The organism is Acinetobacter sp. UC24323 (assembly GCF_024151445.1).
Taxonomy (GTDB): Bacteria; Pseudomonadota; Gammaproteobacteria; order Pseudomonadales; family Moraxellaceae; genus Acinetobacter; species Acinetobacter baumannii.
Window position 1 is genome coordinate 140525 of the sequence record NZ_JAHIBY010000008.1, and the last position, 20987, is coordinate 161511.

The following is a 20987-nucleotide window of genomic DNA, read 5'->3' on the forward strand; positions in this document are numbered from 1 at the left end:
GTTGAAAAACTACGGAGAAAAATAATGCAAAGTAAAACGTTGTTTCTATTAGGTCTATGTACAATTTTCAGTACAACTGTGTCCGCTCTTCCTTTGGATTCCAAAGGGACCAAACATCGGTTAAGTCAGGCAGCAAAACAAAAAGTGTTCCAAGGTAAAATAGATTTAGATGCCTTGGTTAGTAATGATTCAAACGATTTAATTGTCGAATACAATATTCCTTCATCGAGCGTACCTTCCGGTTTAGAACGGCGAAGTTATATTGCTACAAATAAAAAGAATCTTCAGACAAGGTTTAATCGTGCCGGCGGTGTACAAGTACTTCGGGATTACAATAACCTGCCTTTGGCTTTTTATCGGATTAGTAACCGTGAGGCTTTAGTATCTTTATTAAATGATCCGAACGTTAAAGCAGTTTATCCAAACCGTATTAACCGTACTACAACTACTGAAAGTTTGCCTTTGATTAATCAACCACAAGCCAATACCAATGGTTTTACGGGGGAGGGATCTAGTGTTGCTGTGCTGGATACAGGGGTAAATTATCTACATTCAGATTTCAGATGTACCGCTGTGAATACTCCATCAAGTACTTGCCGTGTGGTTTATTCTTTTGATAGTGCACCAGATGATGGCACTTTGGATGATGATGGGCATGGTAGTAACGTTTCCGCTATTGTGTCGAAAGTCGCTACTAAAACTAAAATTATTGGTATTGATGTATTTAGAAAGGTCAGATCGCAAGGTAAGTGGGTAAGCACCGCTTATGATAGTGATATTCTCGCGGGGATTAACTGGGCTGTAAACAATGCACAAACCTATAATATTAAAGCGGTGAATTTGAGCCTTGGTGTGCCGGGAGTCAAATATACCTCTGAGTGTAGCGATAGCAGTTATGGAACAGCATTTGCCAATGCGCGAGCTGCTGGCGTGGTTCCGGTTGTAGCCTCTGGTAATGATGCCTTCCCTGACGGAATTTCATCTCCTGCTTGTGTGGCAGGGGCAGTAAGGGTAGGCGCTGTTTATGATAGTAATATTGGTGGTGTGTCATGGGGTAACCCCGTGAAATGTTCTGACCCTACTACAGCAGCAGATAAGGTAGCCTGCTTTAGTAATGGGGGAAGCCTTGTGACTTTATTGGCGCCGGGTGCAATGATTACCGCAGGTGGCTATACCATGGGCGGTACCTCTCAAGCGACACCACATGTGGCAGGCGCGATTGCTCTATTGAGAGCGAATAGTGTGAGTCCAACTGAAAGTATCGATCAAACTATTAGCCGGTTAAAAGCTACGGGTAAACCTATTACTGACTCAAGAACGGGCTTGGTTTTCCCACGGATTGATTTACTGGCGGCAACCAATGGTTTAACCGTTAACTAAATAGCATATTTATAATTTTTTATTAGGTCCAAAAAATTTAAATGGCTATGGCTCGTTGCAAAAGATAACTTCTGCAACGAGTTTTTTTATGAAAAAGCCTTAATCACACTTTGCTAAGTTGTCTTTACTAAAATTACTTTGAAGTTTTTTGAAATTATTTTGAATTTCGGGATCTTGGATATTAAAAGTGGTAGAGCTTTTGGTTGTCGAATTGGTCGCTTGACTTAATATGCCAGAAGAGTCTGGATATTGTTCTGTAAATGATTGAGCTGAAATCAGACCTTTATTATTAAAAATCCAATGTTCAGTTACTTGTCCACCACCTAAATAACCCGTAAATTCAATCATACAAGCTTGCTTATCGTGTTTAATGAGCTTGGCTACATTGCCTGTGGTGGTTGGATAAGCTTCGATATTGGTATCTTGTTCTAAAACTTGTGCCTGAGGATAAGAAGAAAGAGGTGCAGTAGTTGCACATGCAGTTAATGCTAAGCAGCACAGGGTAGAAAAGAGAAGTTTTTGACTGTTCATAAGGCAGGTTCCTAGCTCTTTGTAGTGGATGTATGTCTTTTTTAAAGTGTGTTTCTTTGGAAGCGCGATATGATCGCGCTACTCCGATTTAATTTTAATTGGCAGTCGTACTAGATTTACTTAGCTCACCTTGTTCGATTGGAATATTTTCACCGTTTCTACTGCTGGTAATATTTTGTTTGGCTTGCTCTATTTTCTGTTCAGTAAATACTTTGGCTGTATCCGCTTTTTGTTGAACAACTTCTGCTTTTTCAGCGGTAAATTCTTTCGTATCTTTCCATTTTTCACTAATTTTATTTGAGGTTTTTTCAGAGGCGCCTTGAATAGAATCTCCTAAGTTTTGTATGCCTTTTCCTGTTTTATATAACAGTACGCGGCCTAAGCTTGGATTATCACCATAAGGCATTGTCTTAGAAGTTGCTTCATTCACTTGTTGAGGTTGAGGTGTTTCAGCAAAGAGAGATGATGAAACCAAGATAGAGCTTGTAATACATAAAATTTTTATGGCTTTCATTTTGGATTAATCTCCCCAATGACTATCAAAATATGGATAGCTGATCTTACTGTTAAAAATAAATCTTGTGCAGACATGAGATAAAACCCATACGATTTGATTACGAGAAATCATCATTTGAAGGGAATAGCATCATTACCCAAATGCTTTATAAACAAAACTCCGACTTTATCAATTCTATAAACATGTCTCTCGCTTTATGGTTACTCACATTTTTATGCCAGAAAAAATGATTTTGCATAAAGGCAAGGTATTCAAATTTATAACTTTGAATATGCGCTAAATTTTTATATTGTTCATAAATACTCTTAGGCACTAACGCCACGCCAGAACCCGCACTGACACACCCAATAATGGTGGCGTAACTGGTAATACTGGTGATAGGGAGAGAGATATTCTTCAGTTTAAGCCATTCTTCAAGAGCTGCACGGTAAGGACAGCCTTCAGTCCACATGAAAATTTCTTTACCAATCAAATCTTCTTGGCAATGAATTTCTCCTAAAGAATGAGATGCAATTAAGACCATGTCTTCTTGATAAATACTCAGTTTATTCAGCATCGGAAACTCAATATTACCTGCGACAATTGCACCATCAAGTTTGTGCTGAGAAATATCGACTAGTAGCTGTTTCCATGTGCCAGTAATAATTTGAATAGAAACTTCTGGATAACGTTGATGATATTTTGCAAGTAAGTTGGGCAGGCGAGTTGTAGCAGAAGATTCAATAGCTCCAATTTTGAGCGGGCCAGAGGGCGGTGCATCTGGATGAATACTTCGTTTCGCTTCATCGCATAGCGCTAAAATTTTATGGCAATAATCGAGAAAGATTTCTCCTGATGGGGTGAGTTTTAAACTTTTTCCTTCACGATAAAACAGCGGTGCGCCTAGTTCTTCTTCAAGTTGCTTAATGCGTGTAGTGATATTGGAGGGTACGCAATGTAGTTGTAGTGATGCTTTAGCCATGGTTCCGCATTCAACCACGGTTTGAAACATTTTTAACTGGGTAATATCCATATTTAATCATTCACTTTTAATGAATATTTGACTCAATATAAGTTAATTTTATTCAACTATCTATGCGCATATGATGAAAGAGTTCCATTTCATTAGTGCAGATTTAACATGGCAATTTCTCTTGCTGCCGAAACCCAGCCTCCAGCATTTAAGCTCTACTTATGTATTGCTGTAACCGTTTTTTGTTGGGGCTATTCGCCTATTGGTGTACATAGTGCTTTGCATTCATATACACCGCAGCACATTGCCTTGCTTCGCTTTTTGATTGCATCGGTTTTCTTGCTGCTTTTGGTCATTAAAAAAGGCATTCAGCCTTTAACGTGGAAAGATGCTCCTGCGTTAGGTGTATTAGGATTTTTCTCTGTAACGCTGCATCATTTGCTGATAAATACAGGGCAGCAATATGTAACTGCGGTCGCATCTAGTATTTTGAGTCAATCTATTCCGCTATTCACTTTTATTATTTCAGCTTTGGTTTTTAAAGAGCATATTCGGTTCAAACAGTGGTTGTGTATTTTGCTAGGGCTTTGTGGTGCCGTGTTAGTGGTCAGTGGAGATCATGGTTTTGGTATGCCGAGCCCTTATAGTTTGTTGATTGTTTTAGCTGCAATCGCCTGGGGGATTTATTTTAATTTATATAAAAAATTTGCCTTAAATTATGATGCCTTGAGCATGATGTGCTACATCATTTGGTTCGGGACCCTTCCTTTATTATTTTATAGTGCTCATTTACCTAGTGAAATTTTACATGCTACTTGGCAGGCCAATATGTCGGTTGTTTTATTAGGTATTTTTCCAAGTGCGATGGCTTATGTACTTTGGGGCTATGTACTTAAAAATATGCCGTTAACGATTGCATCGAATTTTTTGTATTGCTCGCCGATTGTCGCCATGAGTTTGGCAGTTATTTTCTTAAATGAAAAACCATCAATGATGGTGCTGCTGGGAGGAGTAATTATTGTGGGAAGTTTAGTGTGGATGAATTGGGGGAATAGGCGTACTATCGAATAAGCTATGTCACGCGCTACTTGCTTTAAGAGAATGAGATGATTGTTGTTACTTTAACTTATAAAAAACCGTTAGCCGAAGTTGATGCAGTGCTAAAAGAACATATCACATTTTTAGATCATTACTATGAGCAAAAGAAATTTCTGGCATCAGGTCGCCGTGAAAATAGAGTAGGTGGGGTAATTATAGTTCTAAGCTCTTCGCTTCAAGAGGCCGAAGAGGTTATAAAAAATGATCCGTTTTATATTCATGATGTAGCTGATTATGATTTTATGTGGTTTGAGCCATCGAAAATTTTAGAAGAGATTAAAGAATTTGTTTAACTACATTAGAGAACTACTTAAGCTTAAGTAGTTCTCTATTTTTCTAAAAATTAAGAAAAATTTCTAAGGTCGATAAGTAACTTGTTAATATGTTTTCTTGTTTTAAACTTAAACATATCGTCTATTTCCTCATCAGAACGTCCTTTTAAATCTTGACTAAACACTTGTATTAAAATATCTTTTTTCATAGTGATGTTATATTTATCAAAGTTGGGGATGTAATTTGAAGAATAAAAGTTATGTGTAATTTCAAAATAAGTTCTTGAGAATCTTTTAATTTGATTAATCTCAGCACTTGATAGTTTAAATTGCTTAGCTATTTTTCTAACAAAATGATCTAATTCATATAAAATTTTATAATTAGATAATTGTGAAAAAAAGAACAACCAACCTTTTGATTTACCATTGTCAATACATCCAGTAATTTTTAAGTTAAGGCGCCATAATAAAAAATTTATATTTTTTCTTGAGCTGGTTGCGTATCTATAAGAAGTAAAACATTCCACAATTGAATTTCTTAAATTATTTATAGATGAATCACGAATAGAAAATTCCTCATTACGATAATTATAACCAAGATAATCAAATCCATTACTCAAGTAAGAAATTTTAGATTTACTATTTTCATCTTTGATTGGATGTATTTCTAATTTTAGTTTGGAAAATTCTTTTTCTAAAATTTCTATTATATAATTTTTATCTCTCATATCAAGAAGGATTAAAATATCGTCAACAAATCTAAAGTATTTAATATTAAATTGACTAGTTAATTTTTTATCTAAGGGAATTAAATAAATATGAGCGAGTATATTTGATATTGATAAGCCTTGAGGGACTCCTGAAATAAACTCCTTTTTAGATGGATTTAAAGCATCTAAAAGTAAATTTGAGAAATATTTATTTCTAATTTTAGATCGAATTTTTTTTAATAAAATTTTTCTATCAATGGATGGGTAAAAGTTCTTTATATCAATTTTTATAAAAGCATTATATTTCTTTGAGTCTAGTTCTGATTTTAATTCTTTAATAATATTTTGGGGTAATTCTTGAGATAGATTTTCTTTAAAAACTTCTTGAAGAAATAGTTGAATAGCTTTTAATAAAACTCTATCTCTTATAGTTGGTATATAAATTTCTCTTGGAGACTTTCCTTTGCCTTTGTTCAGTAGTTTTAGTTTATAACGGCTGAACTTATATTTTTGAGAAAGTAATTTTCTGTTAATTAGATCTAGCTCATCATTTATCTTTTTATTAAATTGAGTATGATTTATATTGTCTATACCAATAGCATAACTATAGTAGATATATTGATTATATATATCGTTTAAAGAGCTTACATTTATTTGAGATTGGAATAATTTTGTATTAGACATGTTGCTGTTGCTGTTGCTGTTGCTGTTGCTGTTGCTGTTGCTGTTGCTGTTGCTGTTGCTGTTGCTGCCAATTGCTTTCTGTAAAGTAAATTGTATATATTGGTAAAATATATAAAATACTTAAAATTATAAAATTAACTACTTTCCTGTAAACATATTGTATTTTTTCAAAAACAGTTGGTGATGGATGTATATCTGTTCTAGAATTTTTAGGTGTAGAATAATAAATATTTATTTTTGCATTAATATAATCAATATCCTCGTGATTTTCACAACTATCTAATAATTTTTGATATTTATGATTTGCCTCATTGTCATTTTCATAATTTAATAAAGCTAAATTTTCATAGCATTGTTTAATACTTAATGATCTTCCTTTAAAATTTAATGAAGAAACAAAACATGACATAGTTAATGTTAAAACTGAAAATATTATTAGTATATTGGGGTCAAGTTGTTTCTGATTTATTCCAAGTAAATATAATGAATTTGCATTTAATGTTGAAGCCGCTACTGTAAATAATGAATACCATATCAATAGTAATTGAGAATGAAAGTTATAGGCTAATAATCTTTTTTCATGGAATATTTTTGATTTTTTTGTCCACCAAACTTTATCTTTTAATTCCATATTTTACTGGCTCTAATACTTACTTTTAATATGAGGAACATTTAGACCATTTAAAAGTTACAGAGTATTATCCTTATACTTAAGGATCAGGCAAAGCCTAGTAGCAGAAAGCTACTCTAAATCAGTTGCACCTATATTTTCATACAGATGATATCAGAGATATATGGTCTAAATGCTTAATGATAATATAAGAAAATCCCACTAATTTAAAGTGGGATTTTTAGAAATACTTAAAAAAATTAAAAGTTTAGCTCTGCAACACACTCACATCAGCCACAGCAGTAAACAAGTTACGTAACTGAGCCAATAAACGTAAACGGTTTGCTTTCAGGTCAGCATCGTCTGCCATAACCATTACACCATCAAAGAATGCATCAATCGGCGCGCGAAGTGCTGCAAGCTTAGAAAGAGCAGCTGTGTAATCTTTTGCTGCAAGTAATGGTTCAACCACAGGTGTCACTGCTTGAAGCTCAGCAAATAATGCTTTTTCAGCATCTTCAACCAAGTTTGCTTCAACTACAGAACCTTCTGGTGCTGCTTCTTTTGCAAGAATGTTAGCAACACGTTTGTTTGCAGCCGCAAGTGCAGCAGCTTCAGGTAATGTACGGAAGTGGTTAACTGCATTTACACGCTTGTCAAAATCAAGTGGAGATTTTGGTGCAAGAGCTTGAACTGCTTGAAGGACGTCAACAGCAACGCCTTGGTCTTCATACTTAGCACGGTAACGACCTTCCAAGAATGCAACTGCGTCAGCACGAGTTTTGTCATGGTCTTTAACGATATCGCCATAACCTTGAAGCGCAAGATTCACTAACTCTTCAATCGTTACGTCTAGCTCATTTTCAATAATTAAACGTAAGATACCGATTGCTGAACGACGAAGTGCAAACGGGTCTTTAGAACCTGTAGGCGCTTGTCCAATACCGAAAATACCAACAAGCGTATCTAAACGGTCAGCAAGGGCAATAGTTGTACCTGTTTTGGTTTTTGGTAAAACATCACCCGCAAATTTTGGTAAGTATTGTTCACCTAAAGCTTCTGAAACTTCAGTGTTTTCGCCTTCAATACGCGCGTAGTAAGTACCCGCAATACCTTGAAGTTCTGGGAATTCACCAACAAGCTCAGAGGTTAAGTCGCATTTAGCAAGTAATGCAGCTTTTTCAGCATCAGCTGGGTTTGTACCAGTGATTGAAGATAATGCAACTGCAAGTTTTGCAATACGTGTTGATTTGTCCCAAAGCGTACCAAGCTGTGCTTGGAATACCATGTTTGCTAATTTTTCTTTACGAGATGCAAGCGGTTGCTTTTGATCTTGTAAGAAGAAGAACTCAGCATCAGACAAACGAGGGCGAACAACTTTTTCGTTACCTTCAATAATTTGAGTCGGGTCTTTAGACTCAATATTTGAAACAGTAATGAAGTAAGGCTGTAATTTACCTTCCGCATTGATCAAACAGAAATACTTCTGGTTGTCTTGCATTGTCGTAATGAGCGCTTCTTGAGGAACAGCTAAGTAGCGTTCTTCAAAAGTTGCACGTAAAGCTACAGGCCATTCAACCAGACTTGTTACTTCATCAAGTAAGTCAGCTGGAACAATCGCAGTTGCGTTCACTTCATCAGCTAACTTTTTCACTTGTTCTTGAATAGTTGCCTGACGCTTTTCAAAGTTCGCTACAACATATGCTTTTTCTAACGCAGCTAAATAGTCATTTGCATGCGCTAAGGTCACAGCTTCAGGTGCATGGAAACGGTGACCATAAGTCACATTACCAGCTTTGTGATCTTGAATAGTCGCCTCAATAACTTGGTCATCTTTGAGTAAGACAACCCATTTCACTGGACGTACAAATTCGGTACGGCTTGCAGCAGAACGCATGCGCTTAGCAATTGGTAAATTGTCTAACGCAGTTTGTAAAATCTGTGGAAGTAAAGCATCAAGGCTTTGACCTTTCACATCTTTTAAATAGCAAACTTTTTCAACTTTACCTGCTTGGAATGTAGAAAGCTGATCAACAGTAATGCCTTGACCGCGCATAAAGCCTTCAAGTGCTTTAGTCGGTTTGCCTTCTGTATCGTAAGCTGCTTGAACAGCAGGGCCGTCAAAACGTTTTTGTGTATCCGCTTGAGCAGCATCTACATCTACAATTTTAAGCGCTAAACGACGTGGAGCGGCATAAGCTTCAACAGATGCGAAGTTTAAACCTGCTTCATTTAAGCCTTTTACAGTTTCTGCTTGTAGTGCATCACGTAACGTTTTTAAGCTTTTTGGTGGAAGCTCTTCACAGCCAAGTTCGAATAAAACAGTATGTTTGCTCATTAGTTTTTCTCCGCCTTTGCTGCTTCACTTTCAGCTTGTGCTTTTAGCTGTGCCAATACTTCATCACGTAAGTGTGGTTCTGCCATTGGGAAGCCAAGCTCTGCACGTGCTTGTACATAACTTTGCGCAATAGCGCGCGCCAAAGTACGTACACGTAAAATGTAGCGTTGACGCTCAGTTACAGAAATTGCGCCACGTGCATCAAGCAAGTTAAAGGTATGAGACGCTTTAACGACTTGCTCATAAGCTGGAAGTGGAAGTTTAGCTTCCATTAAACGGTTAGCTTCTGACTCGTAGAAATCAAATAGTTCAAATAGTTTATCAACTGGAGCGTATTCAAAGTTATAAGTCGATTGCTCAACTTCATTTTGATGGAATACGTCGCCGTAAGTCACAGTACCAAATTGGCCTTTGGTCCAAACAAGGTCATAAACCGAGTCTACACCTTGTAGGTACATCGCAAGACGTTCTAAACCGTAAGTGATTTCGCCTGTTACTGGGTAACATTCAACACCACCAACTTGTTGGAAGTAAGTGAACTGAGTTACTTCCATACCGTTAAGCCAAACTTCCCAACCTAAGCCCCAAGCCCCAAGAGTTGGAGATTCCCAGTTGTCTTCTACGAAACGGATATCGTGAGTAAGCGTGTCAATCCCGATTGCTTTTAAAGAATCAAGATAAAGTTGCTGGATGTTGTCTGGGTTTGGCTTAAGTACCACTTGGAACTGGTAGTAGTGTTGCAAACGGTTCGGGTTTTCACCGTAGCGACCATCTTTTGGACGACGTGAAGGTTGAACGTATGCCGCGTTCCAAGTCTCTGGCCCTAAAGCACGTAAGAATGTTGCGGTGTGGAATGTTCCAGCGCCCATTTCCATGTCGTAAGGTTGTAGTACGACGCAGCCTTGTTCGGCCCAATAGTTTTGTAGGGCAAGAATTAAGCCCTGAAATGTATCAATGTGCGAGATGGCGCGACTCATGTAGCATCCACGAATTTATGAGAAAAATTGCCCCTAAGTATAAGGATTTTGTAAGGGAGTGGCAAAGGCTTAATCAAGGGAATACATGATTCGGTCATTTGTTTTTCTGGCTTAGCCACTTTAAGCCTAACCAATAGCAAAAGCCTGTAAATAAGATCATCAGATAGAAACTGTAGATCTTATAAATATGCCACCAAGGGGAAGGGAATGATCCGACAAAAATCAAACGTGTAATAGGGCCAATCAAAATCCAGATCGCAGTTGCGCTGATGAAAATACTCATCAGATTTAAACGATTTTTACGGGCGAGAAAATAGGAAATGATATATGCAAAAGGAATAACCAGAAGGCCATAAAAAAGTAAATAAAATAAGAAGTGGGCTAGAAAAATAACTCCAATCGAATAAAGGTTGAACTCAGCATTTAATATTATTACCCCTAAGGCAGATAAACTCAGCAATGGGATGGGTGCAAGCGCAAGTGCGTGAATAATCATTTTTTTGTTATATTGAAGCATATTAAAAATTATAGAATCGAGAATAAATTATGCTGAAATTTTGCTGCAAACTCATTGTTTTATCCAGCCTTTTTTGTAGTCCCTGGCTTTACGCGCAGACGGAAACTGATGAGCAAGATGAATACAACCAATGTGTAGACCAGACCATTAAGGAAATGCAGCTTGAAAGTATTAATAACATGGTTGTACATAGTTGTTCTGAACAAGCTAAAAAGACTTATGAAGAAAAAATTGTTGCTCTCATTGATCAAATTCGCACACAAAGCGAAGAATATAAACAGCCAGAGCGTTATCAAGATATTTTAAAATCTCAGCGACTTTGGAAAGCTTATGTAGATCAGGAATGTAGTAATGCAGGCTCATACATTGGCTCACCGATGTATTCGTATTGCCCAATGCAAGAGTATGCAGCGCGTGTAAAACAGCTTGAAGAATACGTTAATTAAGACGAATTATTTTAAACGTCACCTCATGACGCTGAGCGTACTTCACTGGATTAAATTTAAGAATGCGAAATGATATTTTTAAAACGATGCCATAAATGAGTCGTTTGATATGTCTGATCGCATTCGGGAAAAACTACAAATTCTTGCTGATGCTGCTAAATATGATGTGTCTTGTTCATCAAGTGGCAGTGATCGTAAAAACAAAAATAAAGGTCTGGGGGATGCCAGTCATTCAGGTATTTGCCATAGCTATACCGAAGATGGCCGCTGTGTATCTCTCTTAAAAATTCTATTTAGTAATGTTTGTATTTTTGACTGCGCTTATTGTGTTTCACGTCGTTCTAATGACGTCCAGCGTGCAGCATTTACGGTGCAAGAGGTTGTAGATTTAACCATTAATTTTTATCGCCGTAATTATATTGAAGGTTTATTTTTAAGCTCCGGCATATTTAAATCGGCCGATCACACGATGGAGCGTATGCTTCAAGTCGTGAAAAAGTTACGTCTTGAAGAAAATTTTAATGGCTATATTCATCTAAAAACTATTCCGGGTGCATCGCCTGAACTGATTCATGAAGCAGGTTTATATGCTGACCGGATGAGCATTAATTTAGAGATGCCGACTGAGATTGGGTTAAAAACTTTTGCGCCAGAAAAATCACATCAGGAAGTACAAAAAGATTTAGGTTTGGTTCGTGACAGACTCATTCAACTGAAAGATGAGCGACAAATTATTAAGCACGTGCCGAAATATGTACCAGCAGGGCAGACTACGCAAATGGTTGTTGGCGCTCATCAAGAGTCAGATCAAGATGTCTTGTTTATGGCAGACAAGCACTATAAAGAATTTAAACTCAAACGTGTCTATTTTTCGGGTTATATCCCAATTAATACTGAAAATAATTACTTGCCCGCAGTTGGCTCTGCGCCGCCATTGTTGAGGGAAAACCGACTCTATCAAAGTGACTGGCTGATGCGTTTTTACGGTTTTGAAGTCAATGAAATCGTCAATGAAAAACACCCTAACTTAGACCTTGATGTAGACCCAAAATTAAGCTGGGCCTTAAGGCATCCCGAACAGTTTCCGGTAGATTTAAACCGCGCAGATTATCAAATGATTTTGCGTGTACCGGGCATTGGTGTGAAATCAGCCAAGAAAATTGTGCAGGCTCGCCGTTTTGGAAAAATCCATATCGATTTACTTAAAAAACTCGGTGTGGCCTACCAACGAGCAAAATTCTTTATTCGCTGTGAAGACAGTCCAAAATTCCAAAAAGAACTGTCTTCAAGTTTTATTCGACAGCAGATTTTAATGCAAGGCTCGTCGAAATATGTGCAGCAGCTTTCGCCACAATTAAGCCTTGGGTTTTAGCTATGTTTAATGAGGAAGTCGCTTATTATTTTGATGGTTCAATGGTTGGGCTGCTGAGCTGTGTTTTTCGTGCATTTCAATTTAAAGAATTACAGGTTAGGCTTTGCTTGAATGATGCGGCTCAACATGGCTTGTTTGCCGATAAAATTGAGGTTTCAAATAATGAGCAACATGCAGAACGTGTTTGGTCAGCGCTACAAAAAAAGCTTTCATCCTCTTCATTAAGACAATTTTATTTTGCCTCTTTATCTGAATCTTTAGATGCCTATCAACATTTATTTAATTACTGTATTTATGTGTTTAGTAGCCATTCTTCTGTAGAAAAAGATTATTCACATCCCAGTGTTTTAGCGATTGCGCAGTGGACGAAAAAAGTTGGACGAGAGAAGCATCGGATGGAGGCTTTTATTCGTTTTAAGAAAACCAAAGATGAGCTTTTTTTAAGTCTGGTTCGTCCTGATTTTAATGTTTTACCGCTTATTCAGCCGCATTTTAAACGGCGTTATCAAGATCAGCGTTGGCTAATTTATGATGAGCAACGCAAGTTTGGCCTATATTATGATTTACGGGAAATACATGAAGTTTCACTCGAAGCCTCTGACGTTGACCGTAATTTAAAAAATGGAATGAGCCAAAGTTTTCAGCTTGAGCTAGATGAGCAAGAAGTCTTATATGACCAGCTTTGGAAGGATTATTTTAAAAGCGTTAATATTACGGAACGCCAGAATATTAAGCTTCATGTGCAATATTTGCCAAAAAGATACTGGCGCTATTTAAATGAAAAGTTAATTGAATATTAAAACAATAAAATAGTAAAAGCTCATTCAACAGGTTTTCTGATAATTGAAAGATATAATTTAAATGCACTTTATGCGGCTTTGGGCGTATACTTTTGCCCGTTATAAATAACGGCATATCCCCTAAGGTGTACTGTGAGTGTTATACAGCCAGAATGGTTACAGATTTTAAAGCCAAATTTTAAGATTTTACCCTTAAAAGAACGGTTAATTTGCGGTATTGGAGCGTTGTGTGGTTTAGCAATTTCCTCCTTAATTAGCTGGTATGTTCTGGGTGGAATTAATGCTTGGTACATCGCCCCAATGGGCGCCTCATCTGTTCTATTGTTTGCTGTGCCGACCAGTCCCTTGGCTCAGCCTTGGAATGTTATTGTCGGTAATACATTAGCCGGAATTATTGGGGTTGCCTGTGCACAGTGGATTCCGGATTTAACCACGGCTTTTAGCGTGGCTGTGGGTTTTGCCATATTTTTAATGATGACCACCGACTCGTTGCATCCGCCTAGTGGAGCAGTTGCGATTACGGCTGTGTTGGGCGGTGCTGCCATTCATAAATTAGGCTTTTATTTCGTTTTTTATCCGGTTCTGCTCAACTCATTACTTCTACTCGGTTTTGCTGTATTTTTTAATCGATTGATTGGGCGACATTATCCGGTTACTGCACATTTAAATGAGCGAAGCAAAGATCCAACACCTACTCAAAAAGTATCAATTCAGCCAAAAGATATTGAGTATGCATTAGAACATCATACTGAATTGTTAGATATCAGCCAGTACGACTTAGAAAAAATCATTTTAGAAGCGCAAGAACATGCCAATGAACGCATGGTGAACCAATATACCTGTCAGGATATTATGAGCCGAGATGTGATTAAATTGCATGAAAATGATGATATTCATCAGGCATTAGATAAATTTAAACAAGAAAATCTCATGAGTTTGCCTGTAGTTAATGCAGACAACCATTTAGTGGGTACTTTGGCGCTATATGAAGTTGTAGAATGGTTTAAAGGGGCAACAGACCCAAGAAACTCATGGCAGCATTACGTAAGACAAATTATGAGTCGCCGAGTAGTTACTGTACTGCCAACTCAGCCGATTCAAGACCTTGTACCTTACTTTGTTGAGAAGTCTTTTAACTATATTCCGGTGGTTGAGGAACGAAAACTGATTGGAATCATTAGCCGTGCAGATATGATTGCGGCTTTACAACAGCAGTTAAATCGTAAATTGTAATTTTAAACATAAAAAAAGCTACGGTTGATTAGGGGATGCAACCGTAGCGACCAAAATAAGCTAAGTTATTTAATGTATTTGTTCTTCTCGTACAGTGCGAACAGGTTGTTGATAACCTTGCACTTGTTCTGGCTGTTTTTTAGGAATTACCAACCATAAAACTAAGTACACTAAAATCCCTGGAAAAGCCGCGCTCATTATCGAAACTAACACGAAAATAATGCGTAACAAATTTGCATTCCAACCAAATCGTTCAGCAATACCGCCCATTACACCGGCGATCATGCTTTGTCGGTTCGAGCGATATAAACCAGAATTGGCCATCTAAGTCTCCTCAAATATAAGTTACAAGGAATCATTTATTCACTTGGTTAATTAAGAATATGGAGCCAATCCGAATGAATTAAAGGTTCACTAAACTAAAAATGGTTAAAATATGTAAATGGTTTAAATCAATGAAAGCAACATCTACTAAAATGCACTGTTTCGGGGCTGAAAGTGTTTGTAGCAGCGATGATATCGTTCCTGAACAATAAGGTTGAACTGTAGCATTGCTGTTGTATGTGAATGATGTATATGTCTTTGAAGTCGTCTGGTCTTTTAATGAAACATTTGGGTGTGGCAGCCATCTTGTGTATGGGGTTAAGTGCCTGCGATGTAAATCATGCCGACTCTAAAGATCACTCCGCCGTAGCAACGACTTCTAGACATGAAGATAGTTTGATTAAAAGCACTACGAAGGTTAAAACTTTAGATGATGCAGCGGGACGAACTTTCTTGCCTGAGGGCGTTCCAGATAAAACCTCAAAACTATCCGAAGCAGACCAACAATATGCAGGCCGTTATCACACTCGTATTTCATGTGAAGATAATTTTGCCGATTGTGAAACAGGCGAGGCAGAATATATTTTAAATTTATTACCTGATGGAACTGCGTATTGGAATGTTGTTCATTTTGGTCGTGTTGGTAGTAAAGATGGCTCAAAAAGTGCGGTCATCAATCAATTATGTCCTTCCTTGAAATGGAAGGTCGAACCTGCCGCTCATGAGTTAACGATTCAATGTCCTTTATCAGATGTTAACTTCTATTTTGATATTGATGCAAAACAAAGATTAGTCGTAAATTTAGAAAAATTATTTTATAGCGATTTTGGTAAAAACCGTGAGTTTTTGGAACAAAATTATTTTGTTCCTACAAAAGCTTATGTACTTGATAAAGAGTAAAGCCAATTTTAGCAAAATAAAAAAGAGCGCAATATCAATTGCGCTCTTTTGATTTTAGAGTCTATACATCATTAGTAGTCGAAACTAAAGTGTTCCGCTGGTAATGAAGTCAGCGTACGAGAAGTCGTTACCATTGATTCTGCATGACCTTGAGCACGTGGTAATAAACGGTCAAAGTAGAAATCTGCAACTTTAATTTTTGCTTTATAGAACTCAGGAGTTTCTTGGCCATTACCTGCTTCTAATTTTTCAGAAGCGACAACTGCTTGTTGTGCCCAGAAATAAGCCATCATCACATAGCCTGAGAACATCAAGAAATCTACAGAAGCAGAAGATACGATGTCACGGTCTTTACGTGCAGCAAGCATGATACGAACAGTTAAAGTGTTCCACTGAGCACAAAGCTTTGTTAAGTCCCAAGCAAAACGACGTAAGTATTTATTACGAGCATGTGCAGCACAGAACTTTAAGATCTCAGCAGTGTATTCACGAACTACTTTACCTTTTGAGCTTAACAACACTTTACGACCAATCAAATCAAGTGCTTGAACACCAGTTGTTCCTTCATACAAAGTAGAAATACGGGCATCACGTACGATTTGCTCCATACCCCATTCTTTGATGTAACCATGGCCGCCGTACACTTGCATACCGTGGTTAGCAGCTTCTAGGCCAAGCTCGGTCAAGAAACCTTTTAAAATTGGTGTATAGAAACCAAGTTTATCGTCATAATCTTCAAATGCAGCTTGGTCACCGCGTGTCAAAGCATCTGTCATTTTGTCAGCAAGCTGTGCTGCGTAGTAGATCATTGAACGACCACCTTCAGCGATTGCTTTTTGAGTTAACAACATGCGGCGTACGTCAGCATGGTGAATGATTGCATCAGCAACTTTATCTGGATCTTTTTTACCTGAAAGGGCACGCATAGACATACGTTCTTTGGCATATGGTAGAGCGCCTTGGAAAGATAACTCTGCATGGGCAATACCTTGAACCGCAGTACCAATACGCGCTGTGTTCATAAAGGTAAACATGGCATGTAAGCCTTTGTTTACTTCACCAATGAGGTAACCTGTTGCATTATCAAAGTTCAATACAGCAGTTGCAGAAGCGCGGATACCCATTTTGTGTTCGATTGAACCACAGCTTACAGTATTACGTTCACCTACGCCGCCATCCGCAGTTGGGATAAATTTAGGGACGATAAATAATGAAATACCACGAGTACCTGCTGGTGCATCTGGAAGACGTGCAAGCACAATATGAATAATGTTTTCTGTTAAATCATGCTCACCGGCAGAAATAAAGATTTTTGTACCAGAAATCTTATAAGTGCCGTCAGCTTGTGGTTCAGCTTTGGTTTTCACCTGACCTAAGTCTGTACCACATTGAGGTTCGGTTAAGCACATTGTGCCGCTCCATGTACCTTCAACAAGTTTCGGCATATACGTTTGTTTTTGCTCATCTGTACCGAATTGCAAAATAGTATTCATACAGCCTGAGCTTAAACCTGGATACATGGTAAATGACCAGTTCGCAGTACCCATCATCTCTGATTTAATCAGATTTAAAGACATTGGTAGGCCTTGACCACCAAATTCTTCAGGATAAGAAAGACCTTGCCAGCCACCCATTACAAACTGGTCATAAGCTTCTTTAAAACCTTTTGGCGTTTTAACTTCGCCGTTGTCAAAATGGCAACCTTCTTCATCGCCAGATTGGTTAAGTGGAGACAGTACGTTTTCACAATAATCTGCTGCACCTTCAAGAATCATATCTACTGTATCAGGATCTGCACTTTCACCATTTGATAAAGTTTTGTAGTGAGCAGGATAGTCTAGTACTTCATTCATTAAGAAGCGGATATCGTGTAGCGGAGCTTTATATGCTGGCATGGCTTTAATCCTAATTTTGAATCATTGTGGGATTATCTGAATCGATGATTTGATTATTCACTCGCATGATAAAAATACAATGTTAATCGCACCCAAAAGGAATGTCAGAAAAGCGAATTTTGTCGAAAATAAATACACCTGAAATTATAATTTCTGCTAAAGTCGGGACTTATACTTTTATGTGAAAAAACAACTAATTTTTTTTTATTTTTAGCAAGTTTTGTTAAAAAGATAAAGCGATAAGGTTTTAAAAAAGGTTATGCATTTAAAATATCTCAGTTTATGTTTATTTAGTTTGGGCTTGACGGCATGTGCACAACACGGCGTGCGTCCACAGGTGGCATCTGCGAGTTTAGAGCAAAAAGCCATTCAAAGTGTTAATGCGATGTATGAATACCCAAGTTATGATTATCGCGGAAACTTTAAAATTACCGTTGATCCTTCACAAATAAAGCAAAATGTAAAAGCTGAGAATACTGCTAAGCTAGATGCTGAATTACAAAAGAAAGTTGATCAATATTTACGTGAACAAAAAGTTGCCTTAAGTAAAGCACAGAAACAAACCTTATATGCGGCGATTGCAAACGAACAAGGTGATTTGGGACTGACTTCCTCAGCACGTTCTGAAAAAATTAATACCGTATTATTTAATTTGTTAAATGATCTTCAGTTTAGTTATGACGGCTCGATACATTATCGTCAAAAAATGGGTTCATTTAATTTAACTGCTAGATATGAAAAACCGACACTTTTAGTTCAGGCAAAATTGCCAATGGTGCTTGATCTTGAGAATTATAAGTTTTACATAAATTATTTTGGTTTGATGCCATATTTGGTTAATAAAGATAATCAAAATAATTTAGCTTATGTTGATTTCTCAAAATATAAAGCCTTCTTTAAAAATGTCGATAAGAAGAAATTTATTGAATACCTTAAAGCTTCAAGTGCTGTTTCATACCGATTAGCTGAACCGCAAAACTTACAACGTATATCGTTGACTGAGGCTGATCGTAAAGCAGGGGCGGTTGAAAAAATTCGTTTAAAGACGACGGTTGAGCAACTACTTTTAGAAGTAGATTTGTTTGGGCAAGTTAATGAAAAATATCTTCAAAAAAGTGTTTTAGGTCTTGATGAGGAAAAACTTGCTGAAACGCTTGCTGCAGAGATTGCTGCTTCTGATGCGAAAAAAGGCACTGCAAGTAAAGAAGAACAAAAGGTTTCTTCTGATGACGCCGCTGCTGTTAGTCAACAGTTGTACTCCCTTGTTAATGTTCATTTAGGCAATACCTCTACTTCTGAAGATGAGGAAGTAGAGTCTGCTTCTAGTGAAGAGGCGAGTGATGTAGCTGTAGCAGAGACTGAACAAACTTCAGAAAATGAAGAAGTAGTTGTACTGACGGAAGATCAATGTATTGAATTAAAATCACTTAAAAACCCGGTCGCTTTAGGGGATATTAATTATTGCCAAATCTACGGTATTGATGTCCTGGATCAGAGCGATACAAGTATTCAAAAAGCGCAAATTAAGTCTCGTCAGGACGCTTTAAAGCAAACTTTTGAAGCGTATAACCAAAACCAGTTTATTAATGATGAAGCATTCAAAGCTCTTTGGTTAAAACATAAGGATGAAATTGAACAAGCTTTACCGAAGCAAAGAAACCCAATCACAATTGATGTGGCTTTAGATGACAAAGGCCGTGCAGTCAATATGGATTACGATGTTGATTACACGCCAGCTGAGTTTAAGCACCGCTTCAATATTAAAGCAGATATGCAAATTCTGAATTATGGGAAAGCGACTTCAATTGATCAGCAGCAGCTTAAACAAGCTAAATCTGTGGCTGAAGCAAGTAAAGGTTCTATGCTGGAAAACTTTATTAAAGGTTTTAGTGAAAAGCTTGGGCAAAGTGATGTTTCAGAGCACCCTGTGGGCACACATAGTGATGTACAAGATTTAGATGCAAATCTGGCTGTACTTGCAGATAAAACCTATGATGCAACGCATGCTTATGACAAAACGTATAAAGCAGTATTTATTGCCAAATTGACTGCCGAAAAACCGTCATATATTAAGTATTATTCAGTTCAACAGCTACAAGAAATTGCTGAGGTTTATGCTTACTGGTTCTCTGATGAAGATACATATAATCCTCAAGGAAAAGCCTTAGAGCGTATTACCGCTTTACAGAAAAAACATCATCTTGAACAAGATGATCAGTTTGACCACGAGTTAGGACGTGCTGTAGATCATATTGTATTAACGACTATACAAGGTAAAACAGGGCGTGAAGCTTGGCAGAAGCTACAGAAGCAATATAAACAGCCAGCCCAACTTTTCTCAAAACAGTATCAGTTAGAGTTTGAAAAACAAAATGGTGTTTCTGCTGAAGAAAAGCATCTGTTATCAGAAACGGCTGATATTTTAGGGAATGTTTATGTGGCTGCTCGTAAAAAACAGCTTTCGGAAAAAACAATTCAGAACTTAAAACCTGAACATAATGAATTTATCGATTATGAAATTTTCCGAGAAGTTTATAAGCAAATGGTTGCCGCTAAAAAATAATGAGTAAGATAAAAAAAGAACCTACATATGTAGGTTCTTTTTTTGGTTTATAGAAAATCTCTTAATTGTGGTCGTACGCCATTCCAGATATAGAAGGCTTCAATAGCTTGGCCTACTAACATGCCGAAACCTTCTGAGTAAGGCACATTACGCTGTTTCGCTTGATCAAGGAAGCTAGAAGGTTTGCCATAAGCCATTTCATAGGCATATTTGAATTGTAATTTTTCAGGTAGTTGTAAAGCATCGCCTGAAAGACTTGCCGAAGTGGCATTAATCACAATATCAAAATCGCCTTCTAAATCATTTAGGGAAATTGCTTGTAATTGGGCTTGTGGAACTGCTGTTTTTAAGTCATCTACAAGTTGTTCTGCACGAGCTAAAGTTCGGTTTGCAATGACGATTTTTTGGGCACCAGCCTGTACAAGGGGATAAATAACACCACGCGTTGCGCCGCCAGCTCCTAAAATTAAAATAGTTGTATTTTCAAGATTCCATTCTAAAGCTTGAATTGCGGCAACTAAACCTTGGCCGTCTGTATTGTCACCATGCAATTTGCCATTTTCCATCCATAACGTATTTACAGCTTTAGCAATTTGAGCACGCTCGGTTAACACATCACATAAAGCAAAAGCTTGCTCTTTAAAAGGAACAGTAACGTTCATACCACTGCCGCCTTCTGCAAAGAAACTTCGCATGCTCGATTCAAAACCGTCAAGAGGAGCAAGCCGTTTTTGATAGTTTAGCTCAACACCTGTTTTTTCAGCGAAAGCATGATGCAATTCAGGAGAGCGTGATTGTTCGATCGGATTGCCAATTACTGCAAACTGTTTGGTCATTCTTGTATCCAAAATTTTAAAATGGCATGAAG

At 37.5% G+C, this 20987-nt stretch carries 20 protein-coding genes; 9 read left to right on the plus strand and 11 right to left on the minus strand.

Translation table 11 applies throughout. The annotated features are described in order from the left end of the window. The first annotated feature begins 24 nt into the window (after window positions 1-24). On the plus strand, window positions 25-1380 hold the full coding sequence (locus KNQ97_RS12465; protein WP_253612303.1) for a S8 family serine peptidase: 1356 nt from the start codon (window positions 25-27) through the stop codon (window positions 1378-1380). Window positions 1381-1479: 99 nt separating this feature from the next. Here KNQ97_RS12465 and KNQ97_RS12470 read toward each other — a convergent pair whose 3' ends face one another. The 3 genes from KNQ97_RS12470 to KNQ97_RS12480 all read right to left on the minus strand — a co-directional run bounded on the left by KNQ97_RS12470 (window position 1480) and on the right by KNQ97_RS12480 (window position 3440). Next, window positions 1480-1911 carry a hypothetical protein gene (locus KNQ97_RS12470; protein ID WP_001088069.1) on the minus strand — a complete coding sequence of 144 codons (432 nt, stop codon included), beginning with the start codon at window positions 1909-1911 and terminating at the stop codon, window positions 1480-1482. Window positions 1912-2005: 94 nt separating this feature from the next. Further along, on the minus strand, window positions 2006-2425 hold the full coding sequence (locus KNQ97_RS12475; protein WP_000644154.1) for a hypothetical protein: 420 nt from the start codon (window positions 2423-2425) through the stop codon (window positions 2006-2008). A gap of 148 nt (window positions 2426-2573) precedes the next feature. Continuing rightward, on the minus strand, window positions 2574-3440 hold the full coding sequence (locus KNQ97_RS12480) for a LysR family transcriptional regulator (RefSeq protein WP_000355656.1): 867 nt from the start codon (window positions 3438-3440) through the stop codon (window positions 2574-2576). A gap of 108 nt (window positions 3441-3548) precedes the next feature. Between KNQ97_RS12480 and KNQ97_RS12485 the strand changes: the two genes are divergently transcribed. Beyond that, window positions 3549-4451: a DMT family transporter gene (locus tag KNQ97_RS12485; protein WP_001018287.1), complete on the plus strand. Its 903-nt coding sequence runs from the start codon at window positions 3549-3551 to the stop codon at window positions 4449-4451. A 35-nt stretch (window positions 4452-4486) separates the two neighbouring features. After that, a complete protein-coding gene (locus KNQ97_RS12490) occupies window positions 4487-4771 on the plus strand; it encodes a YciI family protein (RefSeq protein WP_253612304.1) in 285 nt (94 codons plus the stop codon). A 50-nt stretch (window positions 4772-4821) separates the two neighbouring features. On the opposite strand, the gene KNQ97_RS12495 is transcribed toward KNQ97_RS12490, so the two are convergent. The 5 genes from KNQ97_RS12495 to KNQ97_RS12515 form a co-directional block, all read right to left on the minus strand. Then, window positions 4822-6144 (minus strand): reverse transcriptase domain-containing protein, encoded by a 1323-nt coding sequence (locus tag KNQ97_RS12495; RefSeq protein WP_253612305.1) that lies wholly within the window; start codon window positions 6142-6144, stop codon window positions 4822-4824. Continuing rightward, the gene (locus KNQ97_RS12500; protein WP_253612306.1) at window positions 6137-6775 is read right to left on the minus strand and encodes an SLATT domain-containing protein; all 639 of its coding nucleotides are present in this window, start codon (window positions 6773-6775) and stop codon (window positions 6137-6139) included. The genes KNQ97_RS12495 and KNQ97_RS12500 overlap by 8 nt, the downstream gene beginning before the upstream one ends. A gap of 247 nt (window positions 6776-7022) precedes the next feature. Further along, window positions 7023-9092 (minus strand): glycine--tRNA ligase subunit beta, encoded by a 2070-nt coding sequence (gene glyS, locus KNQ97_RS12505; RefSeq protein WP_253612307.1) that lies wholly within the window; start codon window positions 9090-9092, stop codon window positions 7023-7025. Next, complete coding sequence (gene glyQ, locus KNQ97_RS12510; RefSeq protein WP_000085212.1) at window positions 9092-10069, minus strand: glycine--tRNA ligase subunit alpha; 978 nt, start codon at window positions 10067-10069, stop codon at window positions 9092-9094. Before glyQ ends, glyS begins: the two co-directional genes overlap by 1 nt. A 94-nt stretch (window positions 10070-10163) precedes the next feature. After that, on the minus strand, window positions 10164-10586 hold the full coding sequence (locus tag KNQ97_RS12515; RefSeq protein ID WP_002010652.1) for a hypothetical protein: 423 nt from the start codon (window positions 10584-10586) through the stop codon (window positions 10164-10166). Between the two features lie 29 nt (window positions 10587-10615). Between KNQ97_RS12515 and KNQ97_RS12520 the strand changes: the two genes are divergently transcribed. The 4 genes from KNQ97_RS12520 (at window position 10616) to KNQ97_RS12535 (ending at window position 14437) form a co-directional block, all read left to right on the plus strand. Beyond that, window positions 10616-11032 (plus strand): lysozyme inhibitor LprI family protein, encoded by a 417-nt coding sequence (locus KNQ97_RS12520; protein WP_253612308.1) that lies wholly within the window; start codon window positions 10616-10618, stop codon window positions 11030-11032. A gap of 109 nt (window positions 11033-11141) precedes the next feature. Next, window positions 11142-12404: a putative DNA modification/repair radical SAM protein gene (locus KNQ97_RS12525; protein WP_057054110.1), complete on the plus strand. Its 1263-nt coding sequence runs from the start codon at window positions 11142-11144 to the stop codon at window positions 12402-12404. A gap of 2 nt (window positions 12405-12406) precedes the next feature. Beyond that, entirely contained in the window at window positions 12407-13204 is a 798-nt protein-coding gene (locus KNQ97_RS12530; RefSeq protein ID WP_000481387.1) for a TIGR03915 family putative DNA repair protein, read from the plus strand. A 132-nt stretch (window positions 13205-13336) separates the two neighbouring features. Next, the gene (locus tag KNQ97_RS12535; RefSeq protein WP_253612309.1) at window positions 13337-14437 is read left to right on the plus strand and encodes an HPP family protein; all 1101 of its coding nucleotides are present in this window, start codon (window positions 13337-13339) and stop codon (window positions 14435-14437) included. Between the two features lie 69 nt (window positions 14438-14506). Here the strand turns inward: KNQ97_RS12535 and KNQ97_RS12540 are convergent, their stop codons facing one another. Further along, complete coding sequence (locus KNQ97_RS12540) at window positions 14507-14761, minus strand: PspC domain-containing protein (RefSeq protein WP_000013717.1); 255 nt, start codon at window positions 14759-14761, stop codon at window positions 14507-14509. A 252-nt stretch (window positions 14762-15013) separates the two neighbouring features. Between KNQ97_RS12540 and KNQ97_RS12545 the strand changes: the two genes are divergently transcribed. After that, complete coding sequence (locus KNQ97_RS12545) at window positions 15014-15661, plus strand: hypothetical protein (RefSeq protein WP_253612310.1); 648 nt, start codon at window positions 15014-15016, stop codon at window positions 15659-15661. 71 nt (window positions 15662-15732) lie between these two features. On the opposite strand, the gene KNQ97_RS12550 is transcribed toward KNQ97_RS12545, so the two are convergent. After that, window positions 15733-17556, minus strand: coding sequence for an acyl-CoA dehydrogenase C-terminal domain-containing protein (locus KNQ97_RS12550; protein WP_001112080.1), 1824 nt, complete (start codon window positions 17554-17556; stop codon window positions 15733-15735). A 259-nt stretch (window positions 17557-17815) separates the two neighbouring features. On the opposite strand from KNQ97_RS12550, the gene KNQ97_RS12555 reads away from it, so the two are divergent. After that, entirely contained in the window at window positions 17816-20119 is a 2304-nt protein-coding gene (locus KNQ97_RS12555; RefSeq protein ID WP_253612311.1) for a hypothetical protein, read from the plus strand. Between the two features lie 47 nt (window positions 20120-20166). On the opposite strand, the gene aroE is transcribed toward KNQ97_RS12555, so the two are convergent. Further along, the gene (gene aroE / locus KNQ97_RS12560) at window positions 20167-20955 is read right to left on the minus strand and encodes a shikimate dehydrogenase (protein WP_253612312.1); all 789 of its coding nucleotides are present in this window, start codon (window positions 20953-20955) and stop codon (window positions 20167-20169) included. Window positions 20956-20987 lie beyond the last annotated feature (32 nt).